The sequence below is a fragment of the Paenisporosarcina quisquiliarum genome, assembly GCF_027563315.1.
In the GTDB taxonomy this organism is placed as follows: Bacteria; Bacillota; Bacilli; order Bacillales_A; family Planococcaceae; genus Paenisporosarcina; species Paenisporosarcina quisquiliarum.
The window spans coordinates 358,774-380,529 of sequence record NZ_JAMKBJ010000002.1 but is presented as its reverse complement, the minus strand read 5'-3'; the positions used below and the strand labels follow the sequence as shown (position 1 = coordinate 380,529).

Below are 21,756 nucleotides of genomic sequence, written 5' to 3'. Positions count from 1 at the left end.
TCCTTTATGAGGACAGCTTTTTCTAAAGGTGGCTGAAATTAATGTATCCTAATTGGTTAGCACAACGTGTCAAAATGACGCCGAATCGTAAAGCTTTAACATTTGGACAACAATCATGGACTTTTCAACAGCTCTTTGATGAAGTTTTAGAAGTAGCAGGCTCATTGAAAACTTTTGGCGTCGAGAATGGGGATCGTATCGCCATTTTATCACCATCTAAACCAGCGTTAATTGTGACGATTCATGCTTGTTGGCAATTAGGTTGTGAGGTTGTGTTATTAAATGAAAGACTATCTGATGGAGAGCTTTCCTATCAAATTGACGATGCTCAACCGACTTTACTGTTAGTGGATGGTGGTTATGAAGAAAGAGTGGCTATCCATTCACCAGTTACCATGAACGTATTGAAGGAGAAAACTTCCGTCAAGTTCGAAATAGAAGACGAATGGCCGCTTGAACGTACCATGTCCATAATGTATACATCCGGAACAACAGGTAATCCAAAAGGTGTTCGTCAAACGGTTCAAAACCACACAACCAATGCGACTGCCTCCGCCTTCAATATGGGGGTTCAGTCAGATGATGTGTGGTTATGCACCATGCCTGTTTTTCACATTAGTGGATTATCTATCTTCATTCGCTCCGTCCTATATGGAATGGAAGTGAGATTGTATTCAAAATTCGATCTGAGTCAAGTGGTGGACGACCTAGTAAATGGAGAGGTCACTCGTATGTCTGTTGTCTCTGTTATGTTAGAACGGATTTTACGCGAATTAGAGGATCGAGACGTTAGTGTATCGCCTCGTTTGCTGACGATGCTTGTTGGTGGTGGTCCTGTTCCGAGTAACTACTTAGAAAGAGCTATTGCTCGTGGTATTCCCATTCTGCAAACCTACGGGATGACCGAAACATCTTCACAAACGGCAACACTTGCCCCTGAAGATGCAGTAAGAAAGCTTGGTTCTTCTGGGAAGCCATTGTATTTGAGTTTTATTAAAATCGATCAAGCAACAAACCCTTTTGAAGAAGGGGAGATTTGCATCCGTGGTGGCCATGTAACCCCTGGGTATATCGGTAGAAATGCTTCCACAGCATCACAGGTAAATGGATGGCTACATACTGGCGATATTGGTTATTTTGATGACGAAGGATATTTATACGTCGTCGATCGTCGCTCTGACTTAATTATTTCAGGTGGAGAAAACATTTATCCGGCAGAAGTGGAAAATGCCATTCTTCAGCATCCCATGATACGTGAAGCGGGTGTCTGCGGAATGAGTGACGAGAAGTGGGGGCAAGTACCGGCAGCATTTATTGTCGGTGATGAGGCACTTTCATTGGAATCATTGCAGGCGTTTTTGCAAGATAAATTGGCAGCTTATAAAATGCCAAAAGTATTGTATCATGTAAAAGTTATGCCAAGAAATGCATCGAATAAATTACTGAGAAGAGAGCTGAGAGCGTGGTTGACATCCGAATCAAAAGCGTAACGTTACATCACGTGAAAGTGCCTTTAAAACATCCTTTTAATACTCACTTACAGAAAGTGAAAGAAAGAGAGAGTATCCTTCTTGAAGTGACGGATACTGATGGCATAATTGGTGTTGGCGAATGTGTAGCCTTTGCTTCTCCATGGTACACCGAAGAAACGGTGGATACTGCATGGAACACACTAGAAAAATGGATCATTCCATCCATGTTGAATCAATCCTTCTCACATCCAGATCATCTGGAATCGGCTCTAAACGCAATCAAAGGCAACCATATGGCAAAAGCGGCCGTCAATCATGCATTTTGGGATCTATATACTAAGAAATTAAATAAACCTCTTTGGCAAGTAATCGGTGGAATAAAAGAAACAATCGAAGCCGGTGTCGTAGTTGCTGCTGCCACTGATTTTGAAATGAAGGAAGAAATAGATGCCGCTGTAGAAAAAGGATATAAACGAATTAAAATCAAAATTTCTCAAAACACCAATCCTAAAGACATGAAGTCCATAATCGCAAAATACCCACAAACATTATTTTTCGCCGATGCAAATGGGGCATTTACAGAAAGTACAATTAATCAATTACGCGCATTCGACGATTGTGGTTTTGCTTTGATTGAACAACCTTTTTCGGAACAGATTAATCGAATTTCTGCAGAAGCTCAAAAGACAATGAAAACGCCTTTTGCCTTGGATGAAAGTATTGCGAGTTATGAAGATGCTCTAGATATGATTGAACGTAAGTCAGGCAAAATAATTGTGATGAAGCAGGGCAGAGTAGGTGGTCTATCAGCAGCACTCCGAATTCATAATCAGTGTATTCAAGCAGAGGTACCGATTTGGGTAGGGGGAATGATTGAATTCGGTGTATCAAAAGCATTCAATTTGGCTTTTGCTTCTTTGCCAGGTGTTACATTCCCAGGGGATTTCAGTTCATCGTCACATTTTTGGGAAGATGATCTGGCGTTTCCCCTCATCGATATTTGTGAAGGTAGTATTAGACTCTCGAGCTCACCAGGCGTAGGGGTAGAATGGAATCAATCGATTGTTCAACAGTTCGAGGTGCGAAACAAGCTGTTTAAATAAGTAAAACCACGGAATGAAAAACATTCCGTGGTTTTATTTTACTTTGCAGAGGACAATGCTTTCTTTAATGTCTCTAAATTCTGTTCCATTAAGGTGAAGTATGTCTCTTTATTATCGATATCTTCTTTCGTTAGTACGCCTAAGTTGTGCAATGTCATTGCATCAGCACCAACCTCATTCTGAATCACTTTTGTTAAATTAGATGAGACATTCTGTTCAAATAAAATCGTAGTAATGTTTTTTTCTTTAGCTAATTTAACAATTTCAGTGAGTTCTTGTTGTGACGGTTCGTCCTGCGAATTCAAGCCTGCAACAGCAACTTGTTCAAGTCCGTATGTTCGAGCCAAGTAGCCAAATGCTGCATGAGAAACAAAGAAAGTTTTGTTATTTGAAGCATCTGCCATTTCTTTGAAATCTTTATCAAGCTGTTCAAGTTCGAGTATTAACGCTTCATAGTTTTTGGTATAAGTGGCTTCATTCTCCGGGTCTTTTTCAATCAGAGAGTTTTTAATTGAAGAGGCAAGCTTCATGCTGATCTGAGGCGAAATCCAAAGATGGGGATCGATTTCACCATGGTCATGACTTTCATGGCCTTCTTCATCGCCTTCGTCATGTCCTTCTTCGTGCCCGTCATCTTCATGTCCTTGACTCATGGCTAATTCTTCGTCTGTCACTTCATCGGCAGTTGCGACCATTGTAACTTCTTCATTTGCTAATGTCTTTTTCGCATTGTCCACAAAACCTTCAAGACCAAGACCAACATAAAAGAATAATTCCGCATCTGCTAAATCCATCATATCTTTTTGAGTCGGATCAAATGTATGCTCGTTAGAACCGGCTGGATAAACAGATTCTACATGAACATTATTTCCTCCGATACGTTGGGTAAAATAAGTAAGTGGATATACGGTAGTATAAACAGTTAATGCGTCAGGATTTTCAGGTTCCCCAGTCGTTGGAGTGCTTTTCCCACAAGCGACAGTAATTAAAGCAAGCAAAGTAATAAAGCTATATAATAAGTATTTTTTCATGTGTATCTCCCTTTTAAATAGTAACGATTACGATTTGTGTAAAGAACTTTCTTATCATACAAGATACATCAATAAAATACAAGAAAAAAGAACACAAAAAAAATGACTTTTATAAAAGTCATTTCTTTGGAGGCCATTCTTCTGGAACAGGATCATATCCACCTTCATGAAAAGGATGGCAACGAAGGATTCGGCTGATAGCCAAGTAGATCCCTTTAAAGGCACCATGCTTTTCAACAGCTTCAACTCCGTAGTGAGAGCATGTTGGATAAAATCGGCAGCTCGGTGGGGTCATCGGGGAAATGAATTTCTGATAGAAACGGAAAATCCCAATCACCAGGAATTTCATTTGGGCTCTCGATCCTCGACTGATTGAGTCGGAACTGGATCAATTTTATGTTCAATTTTATATGCTTTTTTTGTTGCAAGAAGAAACATCATCGTGATGCCGATGACCATTACTACTGAGATGATGACCATAAATAATAACATTTTTTTCACTCCACTTCGTTCTGTATGTTTATTGTAGAGAACTTAGTGGTAAATTGAAAGTAATCGGAGCTATAAAAAAACCTAGGAGTGTGAAATTTTTATGTCAGCAGCATTAAACAAAGAACTTAATAAACAAGTAGCAACTTGGTCAGTCATGTATACGAAGTTACATAATTTCCATTGGTACGTAAAAGGACCTCAGTTCTTTACATTACATGCGAAGTTTGAAGAACTTTATAATGAAGCGACGCTACATATGGATGAAATTGCGGAGCGATTATTAACATTAGGTGGTCAACCTGTTGCGACGTTGAAGGAGCATCTAGAACTATCTGATGTGACTGAAGCAACTGGAAAAGAAAGTGACAAACAAATGGTTGAGACTGTCGTAAAAGATTTCGATAAAATTATGAAATCGCTGAAAAAAGGGATGGACGAAGCTGCAAAAGATGAAGACGATATGACAGAAGATCTTTTAAATGCAGTGTACCAATCTATTGAGAAACACCAATGGATGTTGAATGCATTCTTAGGAGACACAAACAAATAAGCAGACCAGCAAATTCCCCAAAAGGGAATTTGCTTTTTTCAATTCTCCCTACTCTCTATGCATGAATTGATTGTATAATGCCATGCTAGGAAAAAGGGGTTGAATCAAATGACAAAAGTATATGTTTCCGTCGCTCATCACAGGTACTATTTTCATCCAGAAGACTCACCATGGGAATATGAGATTGAAGCAGAACCAGAAGTTTTAAATGTCCTTGATCAATTATTCGATCAAAAAGAATCATTTGAATGGAAAGGATTTTGGAGAGCTCAAACGCCTTATGTTCCTTACCATTTAGACCCGGAAAACGATGGGGTCGATTTAAGATTGAAAAAGCTTTATGCCGTGATTCATGAGTACGGAAATGAGGAAGCAAAACAACAGATAGAAACCATGCCTTATTATAGTTGAATGCTGTGCATGCCTTCGCTACACTATTTGAAAGGAGTGTAGTAGGCATGTTTTCTTTTGTAGATCAGAATGAGTTGAAAGTTAATTTATCATTTGAACAAAATTCCTTTTCAATTCCTACCACACACGTACTTGTGTTAGCGAATAGACAAAACCAGTGGTTATTCACGAAACATCCAGGAAGAGGAATTGAATTTCCGGGTGGTAAAGTTGAGCCAAATGAGACGTTAGAACAAGCTGCAAAACGGGAAGTATATGAAGAAACTGGTGCTATAATCTCAAATTTAGAATGGTTTGCAGAATATATGGTGCATGACCTCAAACCTTTTTGCAAAGCCGTATATCGTGCAAAAGTTGATTCAATTGAAGATAATATTGAACTATTTGAAACCGAAGGACCAAAATGGATGACGTTACAGGAGTTTTTCAAAGCAACTAATCTTAGTTTTCATATGACTGATGACGGGATGAGAAAAATGTTGGAACAGGTGATGTTAGATGAAAGTAGACGGAACAATTGAACATACACTTCCATATCCGAGTCCAAATCCACATGTTAAATTAACTGAAATCGTTTATTGGTCATGTGGATTAAGGGTCAAAGGATTACTTGCAGAGCCTCGTAAAATAGGCAATTATGATGGAATTCTTTATTTACGCGGAGGTATACAAAACATAGGCATGGTTCGAGCAGCTCGAATTGCTCAGTTTGCCACACAAGGATTCGTTGTATTTGCTCCTTACTATCGTGGGAACAGAGGTGGAGAAGGGCGAGATGAATTTGCTGGGGAAGATCGTTTTGATGCGACTAATGGAGTAGAAGTATTAAAACAGTTTCTTTCAGTAAATCGTATCCATTTGTTTGCTTTTTCCCGTGGAGGAATTATGGCATTGTGGACAGCTATTTTGCGATCAGATATTACTTCAGTGGTCACTTGGTCTGGTGTATCTGATATTCTCCTCACCTATGAGGAGCGGGAGGATATGCGCAGAATGATGAAACGTGTTATTGGCGGCACACCAACGAAGGTGCCAGATGCATATGAAGAACGTCAACCACTCAAACGTATCAATGCGATTGATGCTTCTATTTTAATAATCCATGGTAGAAGAGACGGGAACGTCGGATTTGAGCATGCCTTACGACTTGAAAAAGCACTTATTGAAGAAAATAAAAAATTCGAGACATGGTATTTTAAAGATCACACGCATTATTTCCCCTCTAAAATCAATAGACAGACAGTCAGAGATTTAACTGAATGGATGAAACGACAAGGAGTTTAATAGATGAAACATATCCGAATTTATATAAAGACTACCAGTACTGCAACAAAAACATCCATTCCTAATGACACGTCATATTGGAATAAGTTGTGGGATACATATACAAGTGACTATGCCTCAGTGGAAATTCATTGTTGGCAGGAAGAAGTGCATCATATTGAGGAATTGGCCAAAATCTCAGCTCTTTCAGTGGATCAAGGGCTTGTTAAATCCTTTACCATTACTTTAAACGAAGAAAATTGTAACTATTTACGTAATCATTCAATAGATGCAGATGGCGGTTTAAAATGGTTTACTTTATTCTTTTATAAAGAAGATATTCAAATGCTGGAAATTGCACAATATGGTTCAGAGATTGTTTTGTATGGAGTAAATGAAAAAGATGCAGAAGAATTTGAAGCACTATTCCCTGAAATCGAACACTCGGAATACTTCAAAGAACACCTCATGTAAGCAGAGGAGGGAGAGGCATGGGGAATTTTTATATTAAGTACGATACCACATTGCAATCCAATGAAACATATTGGTTTCCATTAATGACGGAGTTACTGCCAGTGTTTACGGAAGTAGAAGTGCATTGCCGTGAGGATGAAAAAGAAGCGATTTACAAAATTAAACCGTATGCCCATACCATTCGATTTGAAAGTGGCTTTGTTATATTTACAATGCCATTAAATTATAGGTTAAAAGATTTATTGTTGTACGAGGTTAGTGAAGGGAATAGAGTCATCCCGTGGTTTCGATTAGTTTTTAAGAGAAATGGTTCACATATTTGCACTGTTAAACAACATGGGACTGAATTATTTTTCTACCAAATTAGTATTGAGGATGCAAAGGAGATAGAATCCTTTTTTCCTGAGAACACTACTATTGAATACATGGAATAAAAAATGGCCTGCACATGGAGTGCAAGCCATTTTTTATTCTAGATGATTGGACCGCCTTTAGAGATAATGTCTTCAGACACAGATCCGAACTTATTGAAGTTTTCACGGAATTGATTAGCCAATTCTTGAGCTTTTTTATCGTACGCTGCTGAATCAGACCATGCATCGCGTGGGTTTAATACGTCAGCTGGAACTCCTGGAACTTCCTTAGGAATCGCTAGACCGAATACCGAACCTCTGTCTGTTTCAACGTTGTCCAATTTACCTTCCAATGCCGCACGAACCATCGCACGTGTATAAGAAAGTTTCATACGGCTACCTACGCCATATTCTCCACCAGTCCATCCTGTGTTAACCAAGAAGACTTGAGCGTCATGTTCGTCGATTTTATTACCCAACATTTCTGCATAAACAGTTGCAGGAAGGGGAAGGAATGGAGAACCGAAACAAGTAGAGAATGTTGCTTGTGGAGATGTGATTCCACGCTCTGTACCAGCTAACTTCGATGTAAATCCACTTAGGAAGTGATACATTGCTTGTTCTTTCGTCAACTTACTGATTGGAGGTAAAACGCCAAACGCATCAGCAGTCAAGAAAATGATCGTTTTCGGATGACCAGCAACAGAAGGATCAACAATGTTATCAATCGCTTGTAATGGGTAAGCTGCACGCGTGTTTTCAGTCAACGAAATATTTTCGTAGTCCGGCATACGTGTTTCTGGGTCTAATACTACGTTTTCCAATACCGATCCGAAACGAATAGCATCGAAAATTTGTGGTTCATTTTCACGAGTCAAGTTGATTGCTTTCGCATAACAGCCGCCTTCAATATTGAAAACGCCATTATCCGACCATCCATGCTCATCATCACCGATTAATTTGCGATCTGCATCTGCAGACAATGTTGTTTTACCTGTACCTGATAATCCGAAGAATAAAGCAACATCGCCCTTTTCACCAACGTTTGCAGAACAGTGCATCGGCAGGATGCCTTGCTCAGGTAGTAAGTAGTTCATGATAGAGAAAATTGATTTCTTCATTTCGCCTGCATACTCTGTACCACCAATTAAAATGATGCGTTCTTCCATTGAAACAATGATAAACGTTTCAGAACCAGTACCATCAATTGCAGGATCCGCTTTGAATGTCGGAGCGTATACAATCGTAAATTGAGCTTCATGCGTAGCCAACTCTTCTTGTGTTGGACGAATGAATAATTGGTGTGCAAAAAGGTTGTGCCAAGCATACTCATTAATCACTTGCAGGGAAAGGCGAGATTCTTTGTCCGCACCTGCAAAGCCATTGAAGACGAATAACTCTTCTTTAGTTTTTAAATAATTAACGACTTTCTTATATAAAGATGAGAAAATTTCAGATGATATTGGTTGGTTTACAGAGCCCCAATCAATCTTGTCCTTCGAGATATCTTCCACAACAACATATTTGTCTTTAGGAGAACGTCCTGTATATTTTCCTGTCTCTACTTTTACAGCTCCAGTTGATGTTAAGACAGCTTCTCCACGTAATGTTGCTTTCTCCACAAGTTGTGGGACTGAAAGTTGTACATGCACGTTTTGGCCATTTAACAAGTCGTTCAGCTCGTTCATCGTGTTCACTGAATTCATGTATATGTACCTTCCTTTATCGTATATTACCCTTATATCGGGTTTATGCTTTATTCGAAAATTAGTATAACACATTACGCTTATTAATCTACACTAATAGCCTAATTAATTTTTTCTGATTTTCGAACATTTATATAGAATGAAAAAAATATTTGACAACCCAGCATTAGTTTATTATGATGTAAAACTGAACGGATACTCTTATCCCGAGCTGGTGGAGGGGTCAGGCCCTATGAAACCCGGCAACCTGCAGTTATGAACCAAGTAGTAATTGGCAAAGGTGCTGAACCTGAAGCAAGGTGTATTCCTTGGATGATAAGAGTGAAAGGTGCCCATTAACGAATACCTTTCCTCATGTTTTTACGTGAGAGAGGGTTTTTTTTATGACATCTCCCTTTATCCTCGTGTGCAGAAGCCCGAAAAGGCGGAAGGTTTTATTCGAATGAATAAGCTGGACATGGGAAATGAGTACCGTTTGAATTTTCCGAGAGCAATCTCGAAGGATATAGGAGGAATTTTTAATGACAACTCGTCGTCTATTTACATCAGAATCAGTAACAGAAGGGCATCCGGACAAAATTTGCGATCAAATTTCAGACGCAATTTTAGATGCTATTTTAACGGAAGATCCAAATGCACGTGTTGCTTGTGAAACGACTGTAACTACAGGTTTAGTACTTGTTGCCGGTGAAATCACAACTTCAGCATACGTGGATATTCAAAAAGTAGTACGTGAAACAGTTAGAGAAATCGGCTACACACGTGCAAAATATGGTTTTGACTCAGAGACTTCTGCAGTATTGACTGCAATCGATGAGCAATCTGCTGACATCGCTATGGGTGTTGACAGAGCACTTGAAGCGCGTGAAGGCTCGATGACAGATTCAGACATCGAAGCAATCGGTGCAGGTGACCAAGGTTTAATGTTCGGTTTTGCTTGTAATGAAACACCGGAATTAATGCCACTTCCTATTAGTATGGCTCATAAGTTAGCTCGTCGTTTAGCTTTAGTACGTAAAGAGGAAATTCTTCCATACCTACGTCCAGACGGCAAAACACAAGTAACTGTTGAATATGATGAAAACAATAAACCATTGCGTATTGACACAATCGTTATTTCTACTCAACATCACCCAGAAGTAACACTTGAGCAAATTCAACGCAACTTGAAAGAACATGTCATCAATCCTGTAGTTCCTGCAGAATTAATCGACGAAAACACAAAATACTTCATTAACCCAACTGGCCGTTTCGTAATCGGTGGACCACAAGGGGATGCTGGTTTAACAGGACGCAAAATTATCGTTGATACGTACGGTGGATATGCTCGTCACGGTGGCGGCGCATTCTCTGGTAAGGATGCAACGAAAGTTGACCGTTCAGCAGCATATGCAGCTCGCTATGTAGCGAAAAACATTGTTGCAGCAGGACTTGCTGACCGTTGTGAAGTTCAACTTGCTTATGCAATCGGTGTTGCACAACCCGTATCAATTGCAATCGATACATTTGGTACAGGCACTGTTGAAGAATCAAAACTTGTTGAAATTGTTCGCGAGTCATTCGACCTTCGTCCAGCTGGAATCATCAAGATGTTAGATCTACGTCGTCCTATTTACAAGCAAACTGCTGCTTATGGACACTTCGGTCGCACAGATTTGGATGTACCATGGGAGAAAACAGACAGAGCGGCTACTTTGAAAGAAAAAGCAGGCGTTTAATATTAGGAAAAGCCATTCGAGGGAATTCCCTTGAATGGCTTTTTTACTTATTGTTAGTAAGGGAAGCAATTAGTTGCGAATCGGAATAACTCGAAGTGAGAGGCAACAAACTGCTTTTAAACAGGAAGAAATGAACAATGAAAGGGAACAAATCAATATGAACAGGAATAAAACGAAATGAGTTTTCAAATAGTAAAAGGACCAGGCTTAATTCACCCGGTCTTTACTATCGTTTATTTTTGTTGTTGCATTTCCTTATAAATCTGACCTTTTTCAGCATATTCTCTTACAATACGTTCCATATCCAGCTTGTCTTCCTCATTCAATTCACGGACAACTTTTGCCGGACGACCTAACGCGAGCATTCCAGGAGGAATCACTTTACCGGGCGGCACCAGACTGCCTGCGCCAATAAAAGCGCCTTCCCCAATCTCAGCCCCGTCTAATACGATAGAGCCCATGCCAATCAAGGCTCCACGGCGAACTGTACAACTATGTAAAGTCACTTGATGTCCAATTGTCACTTCATCTTCCAAAACTAGAGGAGCGGCTGGACTTTGATGCAGACAGCACAAATCTTGAATATTTACTTTGCGGCCAATACGAGTTGCATTGACATCTCCACGAATAATCGTATTAAACCAAATAGTGGACTCTGGACCGATTGTCACATCCCCACTGATTGTGACATAATCAGCAATATATACAGATGGGTCAATCACGGGTGTTTTATCTTTAAAAGGGTAAATCATTCCAAAACCTCTTTTCTTCTTTCCGTATGGTTTCATTATACAAAAAAAGAGGGACTATAAAAGGATGACATCATTGAAAATAGAAATAGTAAAGGAGCGATGATTATGTGGAAATGGGAAGCTGATGGACAAGCAAAAGCAGTCATCGCCATTGTACATAGCGCGTATGAACATCATCGCCGGTACGCCTGGTTAATAGAGGAATTCAGAAGTTCTGGATTTCATGTGGTAATGGGGGATTTGCCGGGTCACGGCGAAGTCGCTATGCATAAACAAGCTCATGACGAGGATTTTCAATCTTACGGCGCTTATATCGATCAATTGGTTCAGGCGTCACTCACATATAACTTACCCGTGTTTATAATGGGACATGGACTAGGTGCAACATTAGTTATGCATTTACTGCAGGAGAAATCAATTGAATGTGCTGGAGTAATCCTTACATCTCCTTGGATGCATTTACTTATTCATGCTTCCAAGCTTTCAAGTGCATTGGCCACTATGGGTAAGCTTGCTGAAAATGTGAAAAGTACTCATGAAGTAACAGTCAAACAACTGACAAGAAACTATGATGTGTATACGCAAGATAAAGACGATGAACTGTATAACACAACGATTACATTAAAATGGTATCGCGAATTGCAACATTTGATGAAAGTGACAGCTGCCAAACAAGAAAGCATTCAAAATATCCCTATATTGATGATGAGTGCAGAGCGGGACAAAATAACAGATCCATTATATGCAAAGCATTGGCTTCAAAAACAACAACTTTCAGAACTACAATATAAAGAGTGGAAGAACTGTTTTCATGATTTGTTTCATGAGCCAGAGCGTGAAGAGGTATTCTATTACACCAATTCATTCATGAATAATGTGTTACGATCTCTAGGATATGTGGTTTAGGACTAAATAAAAGCCTTTCTAATGATAAAATTAGAAGGCTTTTTTCATTGACTGGATTTGCGGATATAGAAAAATCTTTCCATGTAAAAAGCTGGTTTGAGTAAGTATCTATAGTCTAGTGGTGCTTAGGTTTTTAAATCATAGTTATCAAATATCTACACTCTAAAAATTTATTCTGTGTAGAAAAGACATTGTTTAAATAAGAGTCATTTTTCCTAAATCTGTTAAATCTAAGTATATTACGACCTACTATTCTACTTTTATGGTTGGTAACATACGTTTACTTGATAACAATTTTTGAGGAATAAAGCCTCAGAACTACACAAAATATTTTAATAAATCAAGAAAATTATTTATACTACTTTTCTTGTACACATAAACTATATGTAATATAGTGAATTGTGTGAAAACATTGTGAACTAACAAAGGGGGAAATAGGATGGAAGAGTTTATTGGTCAAGTAAACAGCTTTTTATGGGGCCCATGGATGATTTACGGGTGTTTGGCAGTAGGTCTATTATTTTCAATCCTTACACGTTTCTTGCAAGTTCGGTTAATTAAAGACATGGTAGTTCAAATCTTTAAAGGTGAGAAGTCTGATGCCGGTGTTTCTTCATTCCAGGCATTAGCAATCGCATTATCAGGCCGTGTAGGAACAGGGAATATCGCTGGTACTGCAACTGCGATCGCATTTGGTGGACCAGGGGCAATCTTCTGGATGTGGACAATCGCATTTATTGGAGCATCTTCAGCATTTATCGAGTCGACTTTGGCTCAAATTTATAAAGTAAAAGACCAAGGACAGTATCGTGGGGGTCCTGCATATTACATAGAAAAAGGAATTGGCTTAAAGTGGTATGCCGTAATTTTTGCAATTGCAACATTGTTAGCTATGTCGATTCTGATGCCAGGTATTCAGTCGAACTCAATTGCAATCGGAATGGAAAATGCATTCGGTCTTGAACGTTGGATTACTGGAGCGGCAATCGTCGTTATCTTAGGAATTATTATCCTTGGTGGGGTTAAACGTATTGCCAATGTTGCACAGTTAGTTGTGCCTTTCATGGCAATTGCGTATATGTTAATGGCCATCATCATTATTGGAATGAACATCACCGAGTTACCGGGTGTAATCAAATTAATTTTCTCAAGCGCATTTAGCTTTGATTCGACTTTTGGTGGAATGATTGGAGCGGCTATTGCATGGGGCGTTAAACGTGGTATTTATTCTAATGAAGCTGGACAAGGAACTGGACCACATGCTGCAGCAGCTGCTGAAGTATCACATCCTGCGAAACAAGGTCTTGTTCAAGCATTCTCAGTGTATGTTGACACGTTACTAGTGTGTTCGGCAACAGCTTTCATGATTTTATTCACGGGCATGTATAATGTACAGTTGGATGATGGCGAAGGGGAATTTGTAGTAGAAAATCTTCCTGGAGTTGAGGCAGGAGCTGGCTACACGCAAGCTGCAATCGATTATGCAATGCCAGGAGTTGGTATCGGAGCAGGGTTTGTGGCAATTGCATTATTCTTCTTTGCTTTTACAACAATCATGGCTTACTACTATATGGCAGAAACAAATGTTGCTTATTTATTAAAAGGCAATGCAGAAAAAATTGGAATCTTTGTACTGAAAATCGTCATCCTCATTACCGCTTTCTATGGAACAATCAATGAAGCGAAATTGGCATGGGCGTTTGGTGACGTAGGCTTGGGCTTAATGGTGTGGCTGAACTTGATCGCGATTCTTATTATTGCGAAACCAGCTCTTCTTGCACTAAAAGATTATGAAGCACAGAAAAAAGAAGGCAAAGACCCTGTATTTGATCCGAGAAAATTAGGCATTAAAAATGCAGATTTCTGGGTCGAATACAATGACAACTTAAACAATGAAAACCTGAAGAAATAATGTACAATCGCCCAACTCAGGTTGGGCGATGTTTTTTTCTGTTATAGTTAAAGAAAAAGGGGATTAATAATGGCTACGACCTTAACATTTCTTATCATCATCTCGGCAATAGTTGTGTTTGTTATCATGAAAAAATTTTCACATACGAGTAAAACTTATCTGGTGAACTTCTCTATCGCTCTACTTATGGGCTTGCTGTTCAGCCGTACGTTAATGAATGACCAACTAGATTGTATCGGCTATTTAGCGATTGTCTTTTGTGGATTGGCGTTCATTGCACAGATTGTCCTTGGAATTAAAAACTTAAAAACATCCGACTAAATGAACCGATGACTATCATAGTCATTGGTTTTCTTCTTGTTAATTTGCTGATTAATTCTATATCTTAATTGAGATAGGTATAACCATCTTGCGATTTGGATTTCATCGATTGAATCAGATTCATCATCCGTTGAGGGATCAAATAACGAGTAACTTCGAAGGCTCTCTTGTGAGAGTCTTTTAATTTTGTCATTAATCTCGAAAACTTAAACAGGTTCTTTAGAGATTCTTTTTATATCAGTTAATTTTAGTTATAAATACATATAAATCTGTCAATAATGGTTATAGTTGGTTGAAAGGTGTGATAAAAGATGAGGAAATATCTTACTATTATTTTTCTATTAATTCTATTCTTTAGTTCAGGTTTTATTTTTGGAACGGGAGGGATAGATACCAAACCATCTGTAATGAATATTGATACATTAAAAAAGAAATCTCTCGAGTTAGGATATACATCCATAATTGAAGTTCAAACAGTTTTAGAACAAGTTGAAGTATTTATTGCTGCATCACAGGAAAACATTGAAGCGACTTTCGATCGTTTTGGTGAAGAGCAAGTAAAGATAATGGTTAATGGACTGGTTAATTATAAAAATGCCAACAACAATCAATCTGAAGTATTTACAACAAATAACCAATCAGCCTTGTTAGATGAACCGCCATTTCGTGATACTGAACAAACCAATGAGTCATCTTCAAATAAAGAAGTACTGAACAACCCTTCAGATACATTAACTGATCAACAGATAAATAGTCCGGAGGTAAATTACAGTCCCGATATTGCGAAAAAAGCACTGGAATAGTTTAGATGAATAAAAAAGTGATACGTTATATTAAAAGGGCTCACCAAAGAGCCTTTTTATTTTTTTGGCCTATACTACTTAAAAAAGAATGTAAACAGGACTAATAATACACGGTCTATTTTGCTATAATGGACGAATGACTTTTTCTTACTTGAGTAAGGAAATTATAGGAGGAAATTATGGCACTTCAAGATATAATACGTACGTTAATTGTAGAAACACCATCAAAACCAGGGAACTTTGCTAAAGTGGCAACGGCAATTGGTGCGGCCGGTGGAGGTATTGGAGATATCACGACAATCAAAAACGGTACACTTTCAACGATTCGGGACATCAGTGTGAATTGCGAAAGCTTTGAACAATTGGAGCAAGTAATTGAAAATGTCCGAGCACTGGAAAATGTGAAAATTCATGCCATTACGGATGATGTCCTAAAAGCTCATGAAGGCGGAAAAATCCAAATGAAGAGCCGGATTGATGTTCGTTCTTTAGGCGATTTACAACGTATTTATACGCCAGGTGTTGCTAGCGTTTGCCTAGATATTCAAGCAAACCCTCAAAAAGCACGTTATTTCACGAGTATCGGCAACACTGTGGCCATCGTAACAGACGGAACAGCTATTTTAGGTCTTGGGAATATTGGTCCAGTAGCTGGGATGCCGGTAATGGAAGGAAAATCCGTTCTATTTGATCAGTTCGCTGGCATAAGCGGAGTTCCTATTTTACTGGATACAAGTGATCCAGACGCAGTGGTAGAAACGGTTAAACATATTCACCAAGGTTTCGGTGGCATTTTGCTTGAAGATATCGGCTCACCACATTGTTTCGAAATTGAAGAACGCCTGAAAAAAGAATTGAACATACCAGTCATGCATGATGATCAACACGGAACGGCAGTCGTCACTTTGGCATCTGTTTTATCTGCTTGCCGTTCAACGGGAGTGGATCCGAAGAAAGCTGTCATTGGCCAAATTGGATTAGGTGCTGCCGGACTTGCAATTTGTCGCATGTTGATGGCTTATGGCGTGGAAGAAGTGTACGGAATTGATCGTCAAGTTGAGGCTTTGGAGCGCCTCAAGGGCTATGGTGGGCAAACACTCGAGTCTTTAGAAAAGCTTATGGCGACATGTGATATCGTCGTAGCAACCACTGGAGTTGCCGGTCTAATTAAGCCTGAAATGGTTCGTCCAGGTCAAATTATTTTGGCTCTTTCAAATCCAAATCCGGAAATAACTCCTGAGGATGCATTGGCTGCAGGTGCTGCTTTTGCAGCGGATGGAAGATCAGTCAATAATGCATTGGGGTTCCCTGGAATTTTCCGTGGTGCCTTGAATGCAGGTGTAAGTGATATTAGTTATCCGATGTTAGTGGCAGCTGCCCGTGCCATTGCCAATCATACAAAACCTGGCGATTTAATTCCAAATCCACTAGATCCGACAGTGCATCAAGTAGTCGCTAGAGCTGTTGAACAAGCAGCTCAAGAATAAAATAATTGAAAACCGTCTTCATTCCATTGTGAATGAGACGGTTTTTGTTTTATGCTTATACAAAGTGGAGGTGTCATCATGACGAAGATTTGTTTTCATCACGCAACATTTTATACAATGAGAGATTCACGACATACAATTGAGGCAGTATTAGTTGAGAACGGGAAAATCATCGAAACTGGATTCTTTGAGGACATGGAAAAGCGCGCCGATACATGTATTGATCTAGCAGGGGCTTTTGTCTATCCAGGATTTGTAGATAGTCATATACATATGATTGGTCACGGAGATAAATTGCGTTATATTGACTTATCAAAATATATGTCCCCTAGTGAAATGGTGACAAATCTCAAAAACCTTCTGAGTAATCACCCTAAAGATGAATGGTTTATAGCGGAAGGTTGGAATGAAAATAATTTCGATAATCAAAAAATCCTTTCCCGATACGAATTGGACGAGCTATCTACTTCGCCAATCGTATTGAAGCGAATATGTAGACATGCCATGATTGTGAATTCTGCAGCATTAAAGAGAGCAGGAATAACCAAAGATACACCAGACCCAGAAGATGGTGTCATTATCAGAGATGAGCATGGAGAACCAACAGGGTACTTGATGGATGGAGCAATGGCTTTTGTAGAAAAGCAAATTCCTGAAGTTTCTGTCGCACAATTAGTTACTTCATTGGAAACTTCATTGTCAGATTTGATTTCTAGAGGCTTTACAGGCGTTCATACAGAGGATATGAGTTATTACGGAGATTACACCAGGCCGTTGGAAGCATTTAAAACAGTCATCGGAAATGACCGCAAATTCCGTGTGAATTTACTGCGCCATCATACAGTATTTGAAAAAATGATGCATGAAGCAACATACGAGGAACCTTGGATTGAACCAGGTGCGATGAAAATCTTTATTGATGGTGCGCTTGGTGGACGGACTGCCCTCCTAAGTGAGCCATATGCTGACGACAACTCAACTTCAGGTGTGTCCATTCATTCTCAGGAAGAACTAGATGCACTTGTATCAAAAGCACGCTCATTTAATGAAGCAGTCGCTGTACATGCAATTGGTGATATGGGGATGGAAATGATTGTGTCCGCTATTGAAAAACATCCTGTACCAAAAGGGAAACGAGACCGGTTGATTCATGCCAATGTATTGCGTGAGGATTTAGTTGCGCGTATAGAAAAACTGGACATCGTTTTGGATATTCAACCAAGTTTCGTTCCTTCAGATTTCCCTTGGGTACAAGAGAGATTGGGAGAAAAGAGACTGGACTGGGCTTACGCATGGAAAAAGCTTCTGGACCGTGGAATTAAATGCAGCGGAGGCTCAGATTCTCCAATTGAAGAGGTAGATCCGCGACTTGGCTTATATGCTGCCATAGCAAGGAAAAACCCTGGCGAAATTCATGGGGGATATCAACCAGAGGAAAAACTGAGTCGATATGATGCGGTTGCTTTATATACAATTGGCAGTGCATGGGCAATAGGCAAGGAAAAGGAACGGGGTTACATTCAAGAAAACTTTGATGCTGATTTTACCGTCTTTGATCGTGATTTATTTAATGGTCCAGACGAACAAGTTCTTGAAGCACAAGTGGTGAAAACAATCATTGCCGGTGAAATTGTATTTAAGAAATAAAATCTTACGTTTAAAGGCTGACTCATCAATGGAGTCAGCCTTTTTCTTGTTACATCTTTTATTAAAAAACTTCCGTATAGTTAGTAACTTCTCGTAAAGCAGCTTCTTCCATTGGAATGCGTACAGACAAAATAAATAGATTCAATATGGTAAACAACAGAGCTGTGAAATATGCTCCGAACATTAAGGGTATCACTAAAATTTCCAGAGAAACAACGACATAATTAGGATGTCTTAAAAATCTGAATGGTCCTCTTTTTACGACATGGGCACCAGGTAATACAAGGATTTTTGTATTCCAAAACCTTCCGAGTGAAGTGATTACCCAAACACGCATCAACTGAAGCCCGACAAAAATAATAAATAGTACAGTCCAAGTAGGAGGGAGCGTTCTGTCGAAAGCTACAAACTCAAGTATAAGACTGATGAAAAATCCAATATGTATGCCAACCATATATGGATAGTGTCTCGCACCAACTTCATAACCTCCCTGTCCACGGATCCATCTTTCGTTATTGCGAGCGACAAACAGTTCGACAATTCTTTGGACAATTACAAATCCGACAACACTGAAAAAAATAATCCATTCTATCGCCATTCCAACAACACCAGTTCTCCACTAAATCCTGGCCCTAATGCTGTCAATAACCCTTTTTCTCCAGGTGAACAATCCATTTTCATGAAAGCTTCTAATACATACAGAACAGTTGGCGAAGACATATTGCCGTGTTTTCGTAAAATGTCTCTTGAGATTTCAGTTTTGGAAGAACCAAACCCCAGTGATTTTTCATATGCAGTCAGTACTTTCTTGCCACCTGGATGGGCGATAAAATGATCGAGATCATTCGCAGACATTTGATGCTCCGATAAAAATTCTGTTACGAAAGGTTCCAGCCACTTTTCAATGATAGAAGGGATGCTCTTTGAAAAGACGACATGCAAGCCATCGTTTTTCATATCCCAACCCATTACATTTTCAGAGTTAGACATTGTTTTTGAGGATGTGGATACAAAAGCAGGACTCGGCTTATTGGATTGAACCTGTGCTTCGTCTCCGCAAATCAATGCACAAGCTACGCCATCCGCAAATAATGAAGCGCCAATTAGGTTACTTTTTGAATAGTCATTTGGCTGAAATGTTAAACTGCATAATTCAACACAGAGAACGAGCACCTTTGCTTTCGGGTATGCTAGGCAATAGTCGAATGCGCGACTTAGACCGGATGCACCACCAGCACAACCCAGACCCCAAATCGGAATTCGCTTGACGTAATCTGAAAATGGAAGTTGATTTAATATACGGGCTTCAATACTAGGTGTCGAAAAACCGGTACTTGAAATAAATAAAATCCCATCGATTTCGGAAGGATGGACAGGCTCTTTCAGGAACTCCTGATTTTGAAGACAGGCATTAATGGCTAAGGCTCCGTAAGAAGTAGCTAGTTCAATGTATAATCGATTCCGCTCTTCCAAATCATGCGGATGTTCAAACCACTCCATGGGTACGCAAAATTGTCGCGATTCAATTTCACCATTCTCAAATACTTTGAGCATCCGTTCCAAATCATCATAATGGTCAGTAAATAAATTTTTTAATAAAGTAGAGGCCTGGTCCTGCGAATAAGAGTAGGGAGGCTGAAAAGAACTGATGGATTGGATTTTCGGCATAAAGATCTCCTTATGTAAAAAATGATAACCCCAGTTTTTCCAATTCTCTTAAAAATATGCAAAAAACCTTAAGAGAAGCTAAATAAATAGCTTGTCTTAAGGTTTTTTAAGATGCTTCATTTTTTCAATAGCCACCACAAATGGAGGGTGATTCTGTTGGTTAATAAACTCATATTTCAAAACATGTACGAATGATTGGGGGAGGGTTTGTACATATTCGAGCAAAGCATCACGCTCCACATCTCCACCTTCATGTCCATGATAAACGACCAATACAGCGATTCCTCCAATTTTCAACAAGTCAAGACAACTATCCAATGCTTCGATAGTTGAATTAGGTTTCGTTATGATTGAATGATCTGCCCCAGGTAAATAACCAAGATTGAAAACAGCGGCTGATATTTCTTCTTTTACATGTTGTGGGATAGTTTCGTGTCCGGCATGGATGACAGTAGCATGTTCCTGCCAATCACCTAATCGCAGGCGTGTTGCTTCAATTGCGGCTTCCTGAACATCAAAAGCGTAAACATGTCCAGTGGGACCTACCAGTTGAGCAAGAAAAAGGGTATCGTGCCCATTGCCAGCTGTTGCATCCACAACCGTATCACCAGGGGATACGGTGCTTTTCAGTAACGTTTTTACGTATGGAAGAACCCTTTCGAGTTTCATTAAACAGTCTCCCTTTCAGCAAAAAGTCTGCCTTGCCAACTGTTCCTTCGAACTAGTTCAGCATCGATCGCATTCAACACGGACCATTTATTGACACTCCACATCGGCCCAATCATTAAATTAATTGGACCATCTCCTGTTATCCGATGGATGACCATTTCAGGCGGCAGAAGTTCTAGCTGATCTACAACTAGCTGAACGTAATCTTCCTGATCCATAAACTCCACCATGCCTTTTTCATATTGCTTGATCATGGGTGTACCTTTCAATAGATGTAGTAAATGGATTTTTATGCCTTGAACATCGAGTTTAGCCACTTCACGGGCAGTTTCCATCATCATCTCTTTGTCTTCAAGAGGGAGACCATTGATAATATGGGCACAGATTCGAATGCCGTGTTTGCGGAGTTTCTGAACGCCTTCAACATAACAGGCATAGTCATGTGCACGATTAATTAATTTCGCTGTACGTTCGTGAACAGTTTGAAGACCCAGTTCTACCCATAGATAAGTACGTTCGTTCAATTCAGCCAGGTATTCCACAACATCATCTGGAAGGCAGTCAGGGCGAGTAGCGATTGATAGACCGATAACACCCTCCTGGGCTAGGGCAGCTTCGAATTTCTCTTTTAATATAGGAAGAGGCGCATGCGTATTCGTATAGGCCTGAAAGTAAGCCATGTATTTTCCATCTTTCCATTTCTTATGCATCTTATTTTTTATTTCTTCAAATTGCACATCGATGGGATCAATACGGTCCCCGGCAAAGTCTCCCGAACCTGCCGCGCTACAAAAAATGCAGCCGCCAAATGCAACGGTTCCGTCCCGATTAGGACAATCAAATCCAGCGTCTAGTGCTACTTTAAATACTTTGAAACCAAATTCATTTCGTAAATGACGGTTCCAAGTATAGTATCGCTTTCCGTCAGAAGGAAAAGGGAAATTCATTTATTCATCCACTCCTCTAAAAAGGTATTTTAACATGATTCGTATATTTATCCCATGTCCTCAAAAAGCAG

The 21,756-nt window shown here is 39.5% G+C and carries 24 protein-coding genes and 1 riboswitch; of the genes, 15 read left to right on the top strand and 9 right to left on the bottom strand.

The genetic code is table 11. The annotated features are described in order from the left end of the window. The first annotated feature begins 41 nt into the window (after positions 1-41). Both M9R32_RS04090 and menC read left to right on the top strand, forming a co-directional pair. Entirely contained in the window at positions 42-1,490 is a 1,449-nt protein-coding gene (locus M9R32_RS04090) for an o-succinylbenzoate--CoA ligase (RefSeq protein ID WP_269925476.1), read from the top strand. After that, positions 1,463-2,575 (top strand): o-succinylbenzoate synthase, encoded by a 1,113-nt coding sequence (gene menC / locus M9R32_RS04085; protein WP_269925475.1) that lies wholly within the window; start codon positions 1,463-1,465, stop codon positions 2,573-2,575. The genes M9R32_RS04090 and menC overlap by 28 nt, the downstream gene beginning before the upstream one ends. A 38-nt stretch (positions 2,576-2,613) precedes the next feature. Here menC and M9R32_RS04080 read toward each other — a convergent pair whose 3' ends face one another. The 3 genes from M9R32_RS04080 to ytzI all read right to left on the bottom strand — a co-directional run bounded on the left by M9R32_RS04080 (position 2,614) and on the right by ytzI (position 4,098). After that, a complete protein-coding gene (locus M9R32_RS04080) occupies positions 2,614-3,606 on the bottom strand; it encodes a metal ABC transporter solute-binding protein, Zn/Mn family (RefSeq protein ID WP_269925474.1) in 993 nt (330 codons plus the stop codon). 118 nt (positions 3,607-3,724) lie between these two features. Then, on the bottom strand, positions 3,725-3,955 hold the full coding sequence (gene yidD / locus M9R32_RS04075) for a membrane protein insertion efficiency factor YidD (protein ID WP_269925473.1): 231 nt from the start codon (positions 3,953-3,955) through the stop codon (positions 3,725-3,727). After that, a complete protein-coding gene (gene ytzI, locus M9R32_RS04070; protein WP_269925472.1) occupies positions 3,952-4,098 on the bottom strand; it encodes a YtzI protein in 147 nt (48 codons plus the stop codon). Before ytzI ends, yidD begins: the two co-directional genes overlap by 4 nt. A gap of 100 nt (positions 4,099-4,198) precedes the next feature. Between ytzI and M9R32_RS04065 the strand changes: the two genes are divergently transcribed. The 6 genes from M9R32_RS04065 to M9R32_RS04040 all read left to right on the top strand — a co-directional run bounded on the left by M9R32_RS04065 (position 4,199) and on the right by M9R32_RS04040 (position 7,230). Continuing rightward, positions 4,199-4,648, top strand: coding sequence for a Dps family protein (locus M9R32_RS04065; protein WP_269925471.1), 450 nt, complete (start codon positions 4,199-4,201; stop codon positions 4,646-4,648). Between the two features lie 108 nt (positions 4,649-4,756). Next, a complete protein-coding gene (locus M9R32_RS04060) occupies positions 4,757-5,059 on the top strand; it encodes a transposase (RefSeq protein ID WP_269925470.1) in 303 nt (100 codons plus the stop codon). A 47-nt stretch (positions 5,060-5,106) separates the two neighbouring features. Next, entirely contained in the window at positions 5,107-5,580 is a 474-nt protein-coding gene (locus M9R32_RS04055) for an NUDIX domain-containing protein (protein ID WP_269925469.1), read from the top strand. Then, positions 5,558-6,343: an alpha/beta hydrolase family protein gene (locus tag M9R32_RS04050; protein ID WP_269925468.1), complete on the top strand. Its 786-nt coding sequence runs from the start codon at positions 5,558-5,560 to the stop codon at positions 6,341-6,343. Before M9R32_RS04055 ends, M9R32_RS04050 begins: the two co-directional genes overlap by 23 nt. A 3-nt stretch (positions 6,344-6,346) precedes the next feature. Beyond that, complete coding sequence (locus M9R32_RS04045; RefSeq protein WP_269925467.1) at positions 6,347-6,796, top strand: hypothetical protein; 450 nt, start codon at positions 6,347-6,349, stop codon at positions 6,794-6,796. Between the two features lie 17 nt (positions 6,797-6,813). Beyond that, positions 6,814-7,230 carry a hypothetical protein gene (locus tag M9R32_RS04040; RefSeq protein WP_269925466.1) on the top strand — a complete coding sequence of 139 codons (417 nt, stop codon included), beginning with the start codon at positions 6,814-6,816 and terminating at the stop codon, positions 7,228-7,230. Positions 7,231-7,268: 38 nt separating this feature from the next. On the opposite strand, the gene pckA is transcribed toward M9R32_RS04040, so the two are convergent. Beyond that, positions 7,269-8,855: a phosphoenolpyruvate carboxykinase (ATP) gene (gene pckA, locus M9R32_RS04035; protein ID WP_269925465.1), complete on the bottom strand. Its 1,587-nt coding sequence runs from the start codon at positions 8,853-8,855 to the stop codon at positions 7,269-7,271. A 198-nt stretch (positions 8,856-9,053) separates the two neighbouring features. After that, positions 9,054-9,177, top strand: a riboswitch (SAM riboswitch). A 199-nt stretch (positions 9,178-9,376) separates the two neighbouring features. Between pckA and metK the strand changes: the two genes are divergently transcribed. Beyond that, on the top strand, positions 9,377-10,573 hold the full coding sequence (metK, locus tag M9R32_RS04030) for a methionine adenosyltransferase (protein WP_269925464.1): 1,197 nt from the start codon (positions 9,377-9,379) through the stop codon (positions 10,571-10,573). A gap of 233 nt (positions 10,574-10,806) precedes the next feature. Here metK and M9R32_RS04025 read toward each other — a convergent pair whose 3' ends face one another. Beyond that, positions 10,807-11,325, bottom strand: a complete 519-nt coding sequence (locus tag M9R32_RS04025) for a gamma carbonic anhydrase (RefSeq protein ID WP_269925463.1) — start codon at positions 11,323-11,325, stop codon at positions 10,807-10,809. 105 nt (positions 11,326-11,430) lie between these two features. Between M9R32_RS04025 and M9R32_RS04020 the strand changes: the two genes are divergently transcribed. The 6 genes from M9R32_RS04020 to M9R32_RS03995 all read left to right on the top strand — a co-directional run bounded on the left by M9R32_RS04020 (position 11,431) and on the right by M9R32_RS03995 (position 18,401). Continuing rightward, positions 11,431-12,231: an alpha/beta hydrolase gene (locus M9R32_RS04020; RefSeq protein ID WP_269925462.1), complete on the top strand. Its 801-nt coding sequence runs from the start codon at positions 11,431-11,433 to the stop codon at positions 12,229-12,231. A 439-nt stretch (positions 12,232-12,670) separates the two neighbouring features. After that, a complete protein-coding gene (locus M9R32_RS04015) occupies positions 12,671-14,143 on the top strand; it encodes an alanine/glycine:cation symporter family protein (protein ID WP_269925461.1) in 1,473 nt (490 codons plus the stop codon). Positions 14,144-14,212: 69 nt separating this feature from the next. After that, positions 14,213-14,464 carry a hypothetical protein gene (locus M9R32_RS04010; RefSeq protein WP_269925460.1) on the top strand — a complete coding sequence of 84 codons (252 nt, stop codon included), beginning with the start codon at positions 14,213-14,215 and terminating at the stop codon, positions 14,462-14,464. A gap of 311 nt (positions 14,465-14,775) precedes the next feature. Next, positions 14,776-15,267, top strand: coding sequence for a hypothetical protein (locus tag M9R32_RS04005; RefSeq protein WP_269925459.1), 492 nt, complete (start codon positions 14,776-14,778; stop codon positions 15,265-15,267). Between the two features lie 179 nt (positions 15,268-15,446). Beyond that, positions 15,447-16,754 carry an NAD-dependent malic enzyme gene (locus M9R32_RS04000; protein ID WP_269925458.1) on the top strand — a complete coding sequence of 436 codons (1,308 nt, stop codon included), beginning with the start codon at positions 15,447-15,449 and terminating at the stop codon, positions 16,752-16,754. A 78-nt stretch (positions 16,755-16,832) separates the two neighbouring features. Beyond that, on the top strand, positions 16,833-18,401 hold the full coding sequence (locus tag M9R32_RS03995; RefSeq protein WP_269925457.1) for an amidohydrolase: 1,569 nt from the start codon (positions 16,833-16,835) through the stop codon (positions 18,399-18,401). A gap of 61 nt (positions 18,402-18,462) precedes the next feature. On the opposite strand, the gene M9R32_RS03990 is transcribed toward M9R32_RS03995, so the two are convergent. The 4 genes from M9R32_RS03990 to mnmL all read right to left on the bottom strand — a co-directional run bounded on the left by M9R32_RS03990 (position 18,463) and on the right by mnmL (position 21,685). Beyond that, positions 18,463-18,999 (bottom strand): isoprenylcysteine carboxyl methyltransferase family protein, encoded by a 537-nt coding sequence (locus M9R32_RS03990; protein ID WP_269925456.1) that lies wholly within the window; start codon positions 18,997-18,999, stop codon positions 18,463-18,465. Next, positions 18,990-20,069, bottom strand: coding sequence for a type III polyketide synthase (locus M9R32_RS03985; RefSeq protein ID WP_269925455.1), 1,080 nt, complete (start codon positions 20,067-20,069; stop codon positions 18,990-18,992). The genes M9R32_RS03990 and M9R32_RS03985 overlap by 10 nt, the downstream gene beginning before the upstream one ends. 96 nt (positions 20,070-20,165) lie before the next feature. Further along, positions 20,166-20,738 (bottom strand): tRNA 5-(aminomethyl)-2-thiouridylate-methyltransferase MnmM, encoded by a 573-nt coding sequence (gene mnmM, locus M9R32_RS03980; protein WP_269925454.1) that lies wholly within the window; start codon positions 20,736-20,738, stop codon positions 20,166-20,168. Then, on the bottom strand, positions 20,738-21,685 hold the full coding sequence (gene mnmL, locus M9R32_RS03975; protein WP_269925453.1) for a tRNA modification radical SAM protein MnmL/YtqA: 948 nt from the start codon (positions 21,683-21,685) through the stop codon (positions 20,738-20,740). Before mnmL ends, mnmM begins: the two co-directional genes overlap by 1 nt. Positions 21,686-21,756: the final 71 nt, after the last annotated feature.

What these genes read in the sequence shown, in the direction of transcription:
- M9R32_RS04090 (WP_269925476.1), top strand. Translation starts at nt 42, where the DNA reads ATGTATCCTAATTGGTTAGCACAACGTGTCAAAATGACGCCGAATCGT.
- M9R32_RS04080 (WP_269925474.1), bottom strand. Translation starts at nt 3,606, where the DNA reads ATGAAAAAATACTTATTATATAGCTTTATTACTTTGCTTGCTTTAATT.
- yidD (WP_269925473.1), bottom strand. Translation starts at nt 3,955, where the DNA reads ATGAAATTCCTGGTGATTGGGATTTTCCGTTTCTATCAGAAATTCATT.
- ytzI (WP_269925472.1), bottom strand. Translation starts at nt 4,098, where the DNA reads ATGTTATTATTTATGGTCATCATCTCAGTAGTAATGGTCATCGGCATC.
- M9R32_RS04065 (WP_269925471.1), top strand. Translation starts at nt 4,199, where the DNA reads ATGTCAGCAGCATTAAACAAAGAACTTAATAAACAAGTAGCAACTTGG.
- M9R32_RS04060 (WP_269925470.1), top strand. Translation starts at nt 4,757, where the DNA reads ATGACAAAAGTATATGTTTCCGTCGCTCATCACAGGTACTATTTTCAT.
- M9R32_RS04055 (WP_269925469.1), top strand. Translation starts at nt 5,107, where the DNA reads ATGTTTTCTTTTGTAGATCAGAATGAGTTGAAAGTTAATTTATCATTT.
- M9R32_RS04050 (WP_269925468.1), top strand. Translation starts at nt 5,558, where the DNA reads ATGAAAGTAGACGGAACAATTGAACATACACTTCCATATCCGAGTCCA.
- M9R32_RS04045 (WP_269925467.1), top strand. Translation starts at nt 6,347, where the DNA reads ATGAAACATATCCGAATTTATATAAAGACTACCAGTACTGCAACAAAA.
- M9R32_RS04040 (WP_269925466.1), top strand. Translation starts at nt 6,814, where the DNA reads ATGGGGAATTTTTATATTAAGTACGATACCACATTGCAATCCAATGAA.
- pckA (WP_269925465.1), bottom strand. Translation starts at nt 8,855, where the DNA reads ATGAATTCAGTGAACACGATGAACGAGCTGAACGACTTGTTAAATGGC.
- metK (WP_269925464.1), top strand. Translation starts at nt 9,377, where the DNA reads ATGACAACTCGTCGTCTATTTACATCAGAATCAGTAACAGAAGGGCAT.
- M9R32_RS04025 (WP_269925463.1), bottom strand. Translation starts at nt 11,325, where the DNA reads ATGATTTACCCTTTTAAAGATAAAACACCCGTGATTGACCCATCTGTA.
- M9R32_RS04020 (WP_269925462.1), top strand. Translation starts at nt 11,431, where the DNA reads ATGTGGAAATGGGAAGCTGATGGACAAGCAAAAGCAGTCATCGCCATT.
- M9R32_RS04015 (WP_269925461.1), top strand. Translation starts at nt 12,671, where the DNA reads ATGGAAGAGTTTATTGGTCAAGTAAACAGCTTTTTATGGGGCCCATGG.
- M9R32_RS04010 (WP_269925460.1), top strand. Translation starts at nt 14,213, where the DNA reads ATGGCTACGACCTTAACATTTCTTATCATCATCTCGGCAATAGTTGTG.
- M9R32_RS04005 (WP_269925459.1), top strand. Translation starts at nt 14,776, where the DNA reads ATGAGGAAATATCTTACTATTATTTTTCTATTAATTCTATTCTTTAGT.
- M9R32_RS04000 (WP_269925458.1), top strand. Translation starts at nt 15,447, where the DNA reads ATGGCACTTCAAGATATAATACGTACGTTAATTGTAGAAACACCATCA.
- M9R32_RS03995 (WP_269925457.1), top strand. Translation starts at nt 16,833, where the DNA reads ATGACGAAGATTTGTTTTCATCACGCAACATTTTATACAATGAGAGAT.
- M9R32_RS03990 (WP_269925456.1), bottom strand. Translation starts at nt 18,999, where the DNA reads ATGGCGATAGAATGGATTATTTTTTTCAGTGTTGTCGGATTTGTAATT.
- M9R32_RS03985 (WP_269925455.1), bottom strand. Translation starts at nt 20,069, where the DNA reads ATGCCGAAAATCCAATCCATCAGTTCTTTTCAGCCTCCCTACTCTTAT.
- mnmM (WP_269925454.1), bottom strand. Translation starts at nt 20,738, where the DNA reads ATGAAACTCGAAAGGGTTCTTCCATACGTAAAAACGTTACTGAAAAGC.
- mnmL (WP_269925453.1), bottom strand. Translation starts at nt 21,685, where the DNA reads ATGAATTTCCCTTTTCCTTCTGACGGAAAGCGATACTATACTTGGAAC.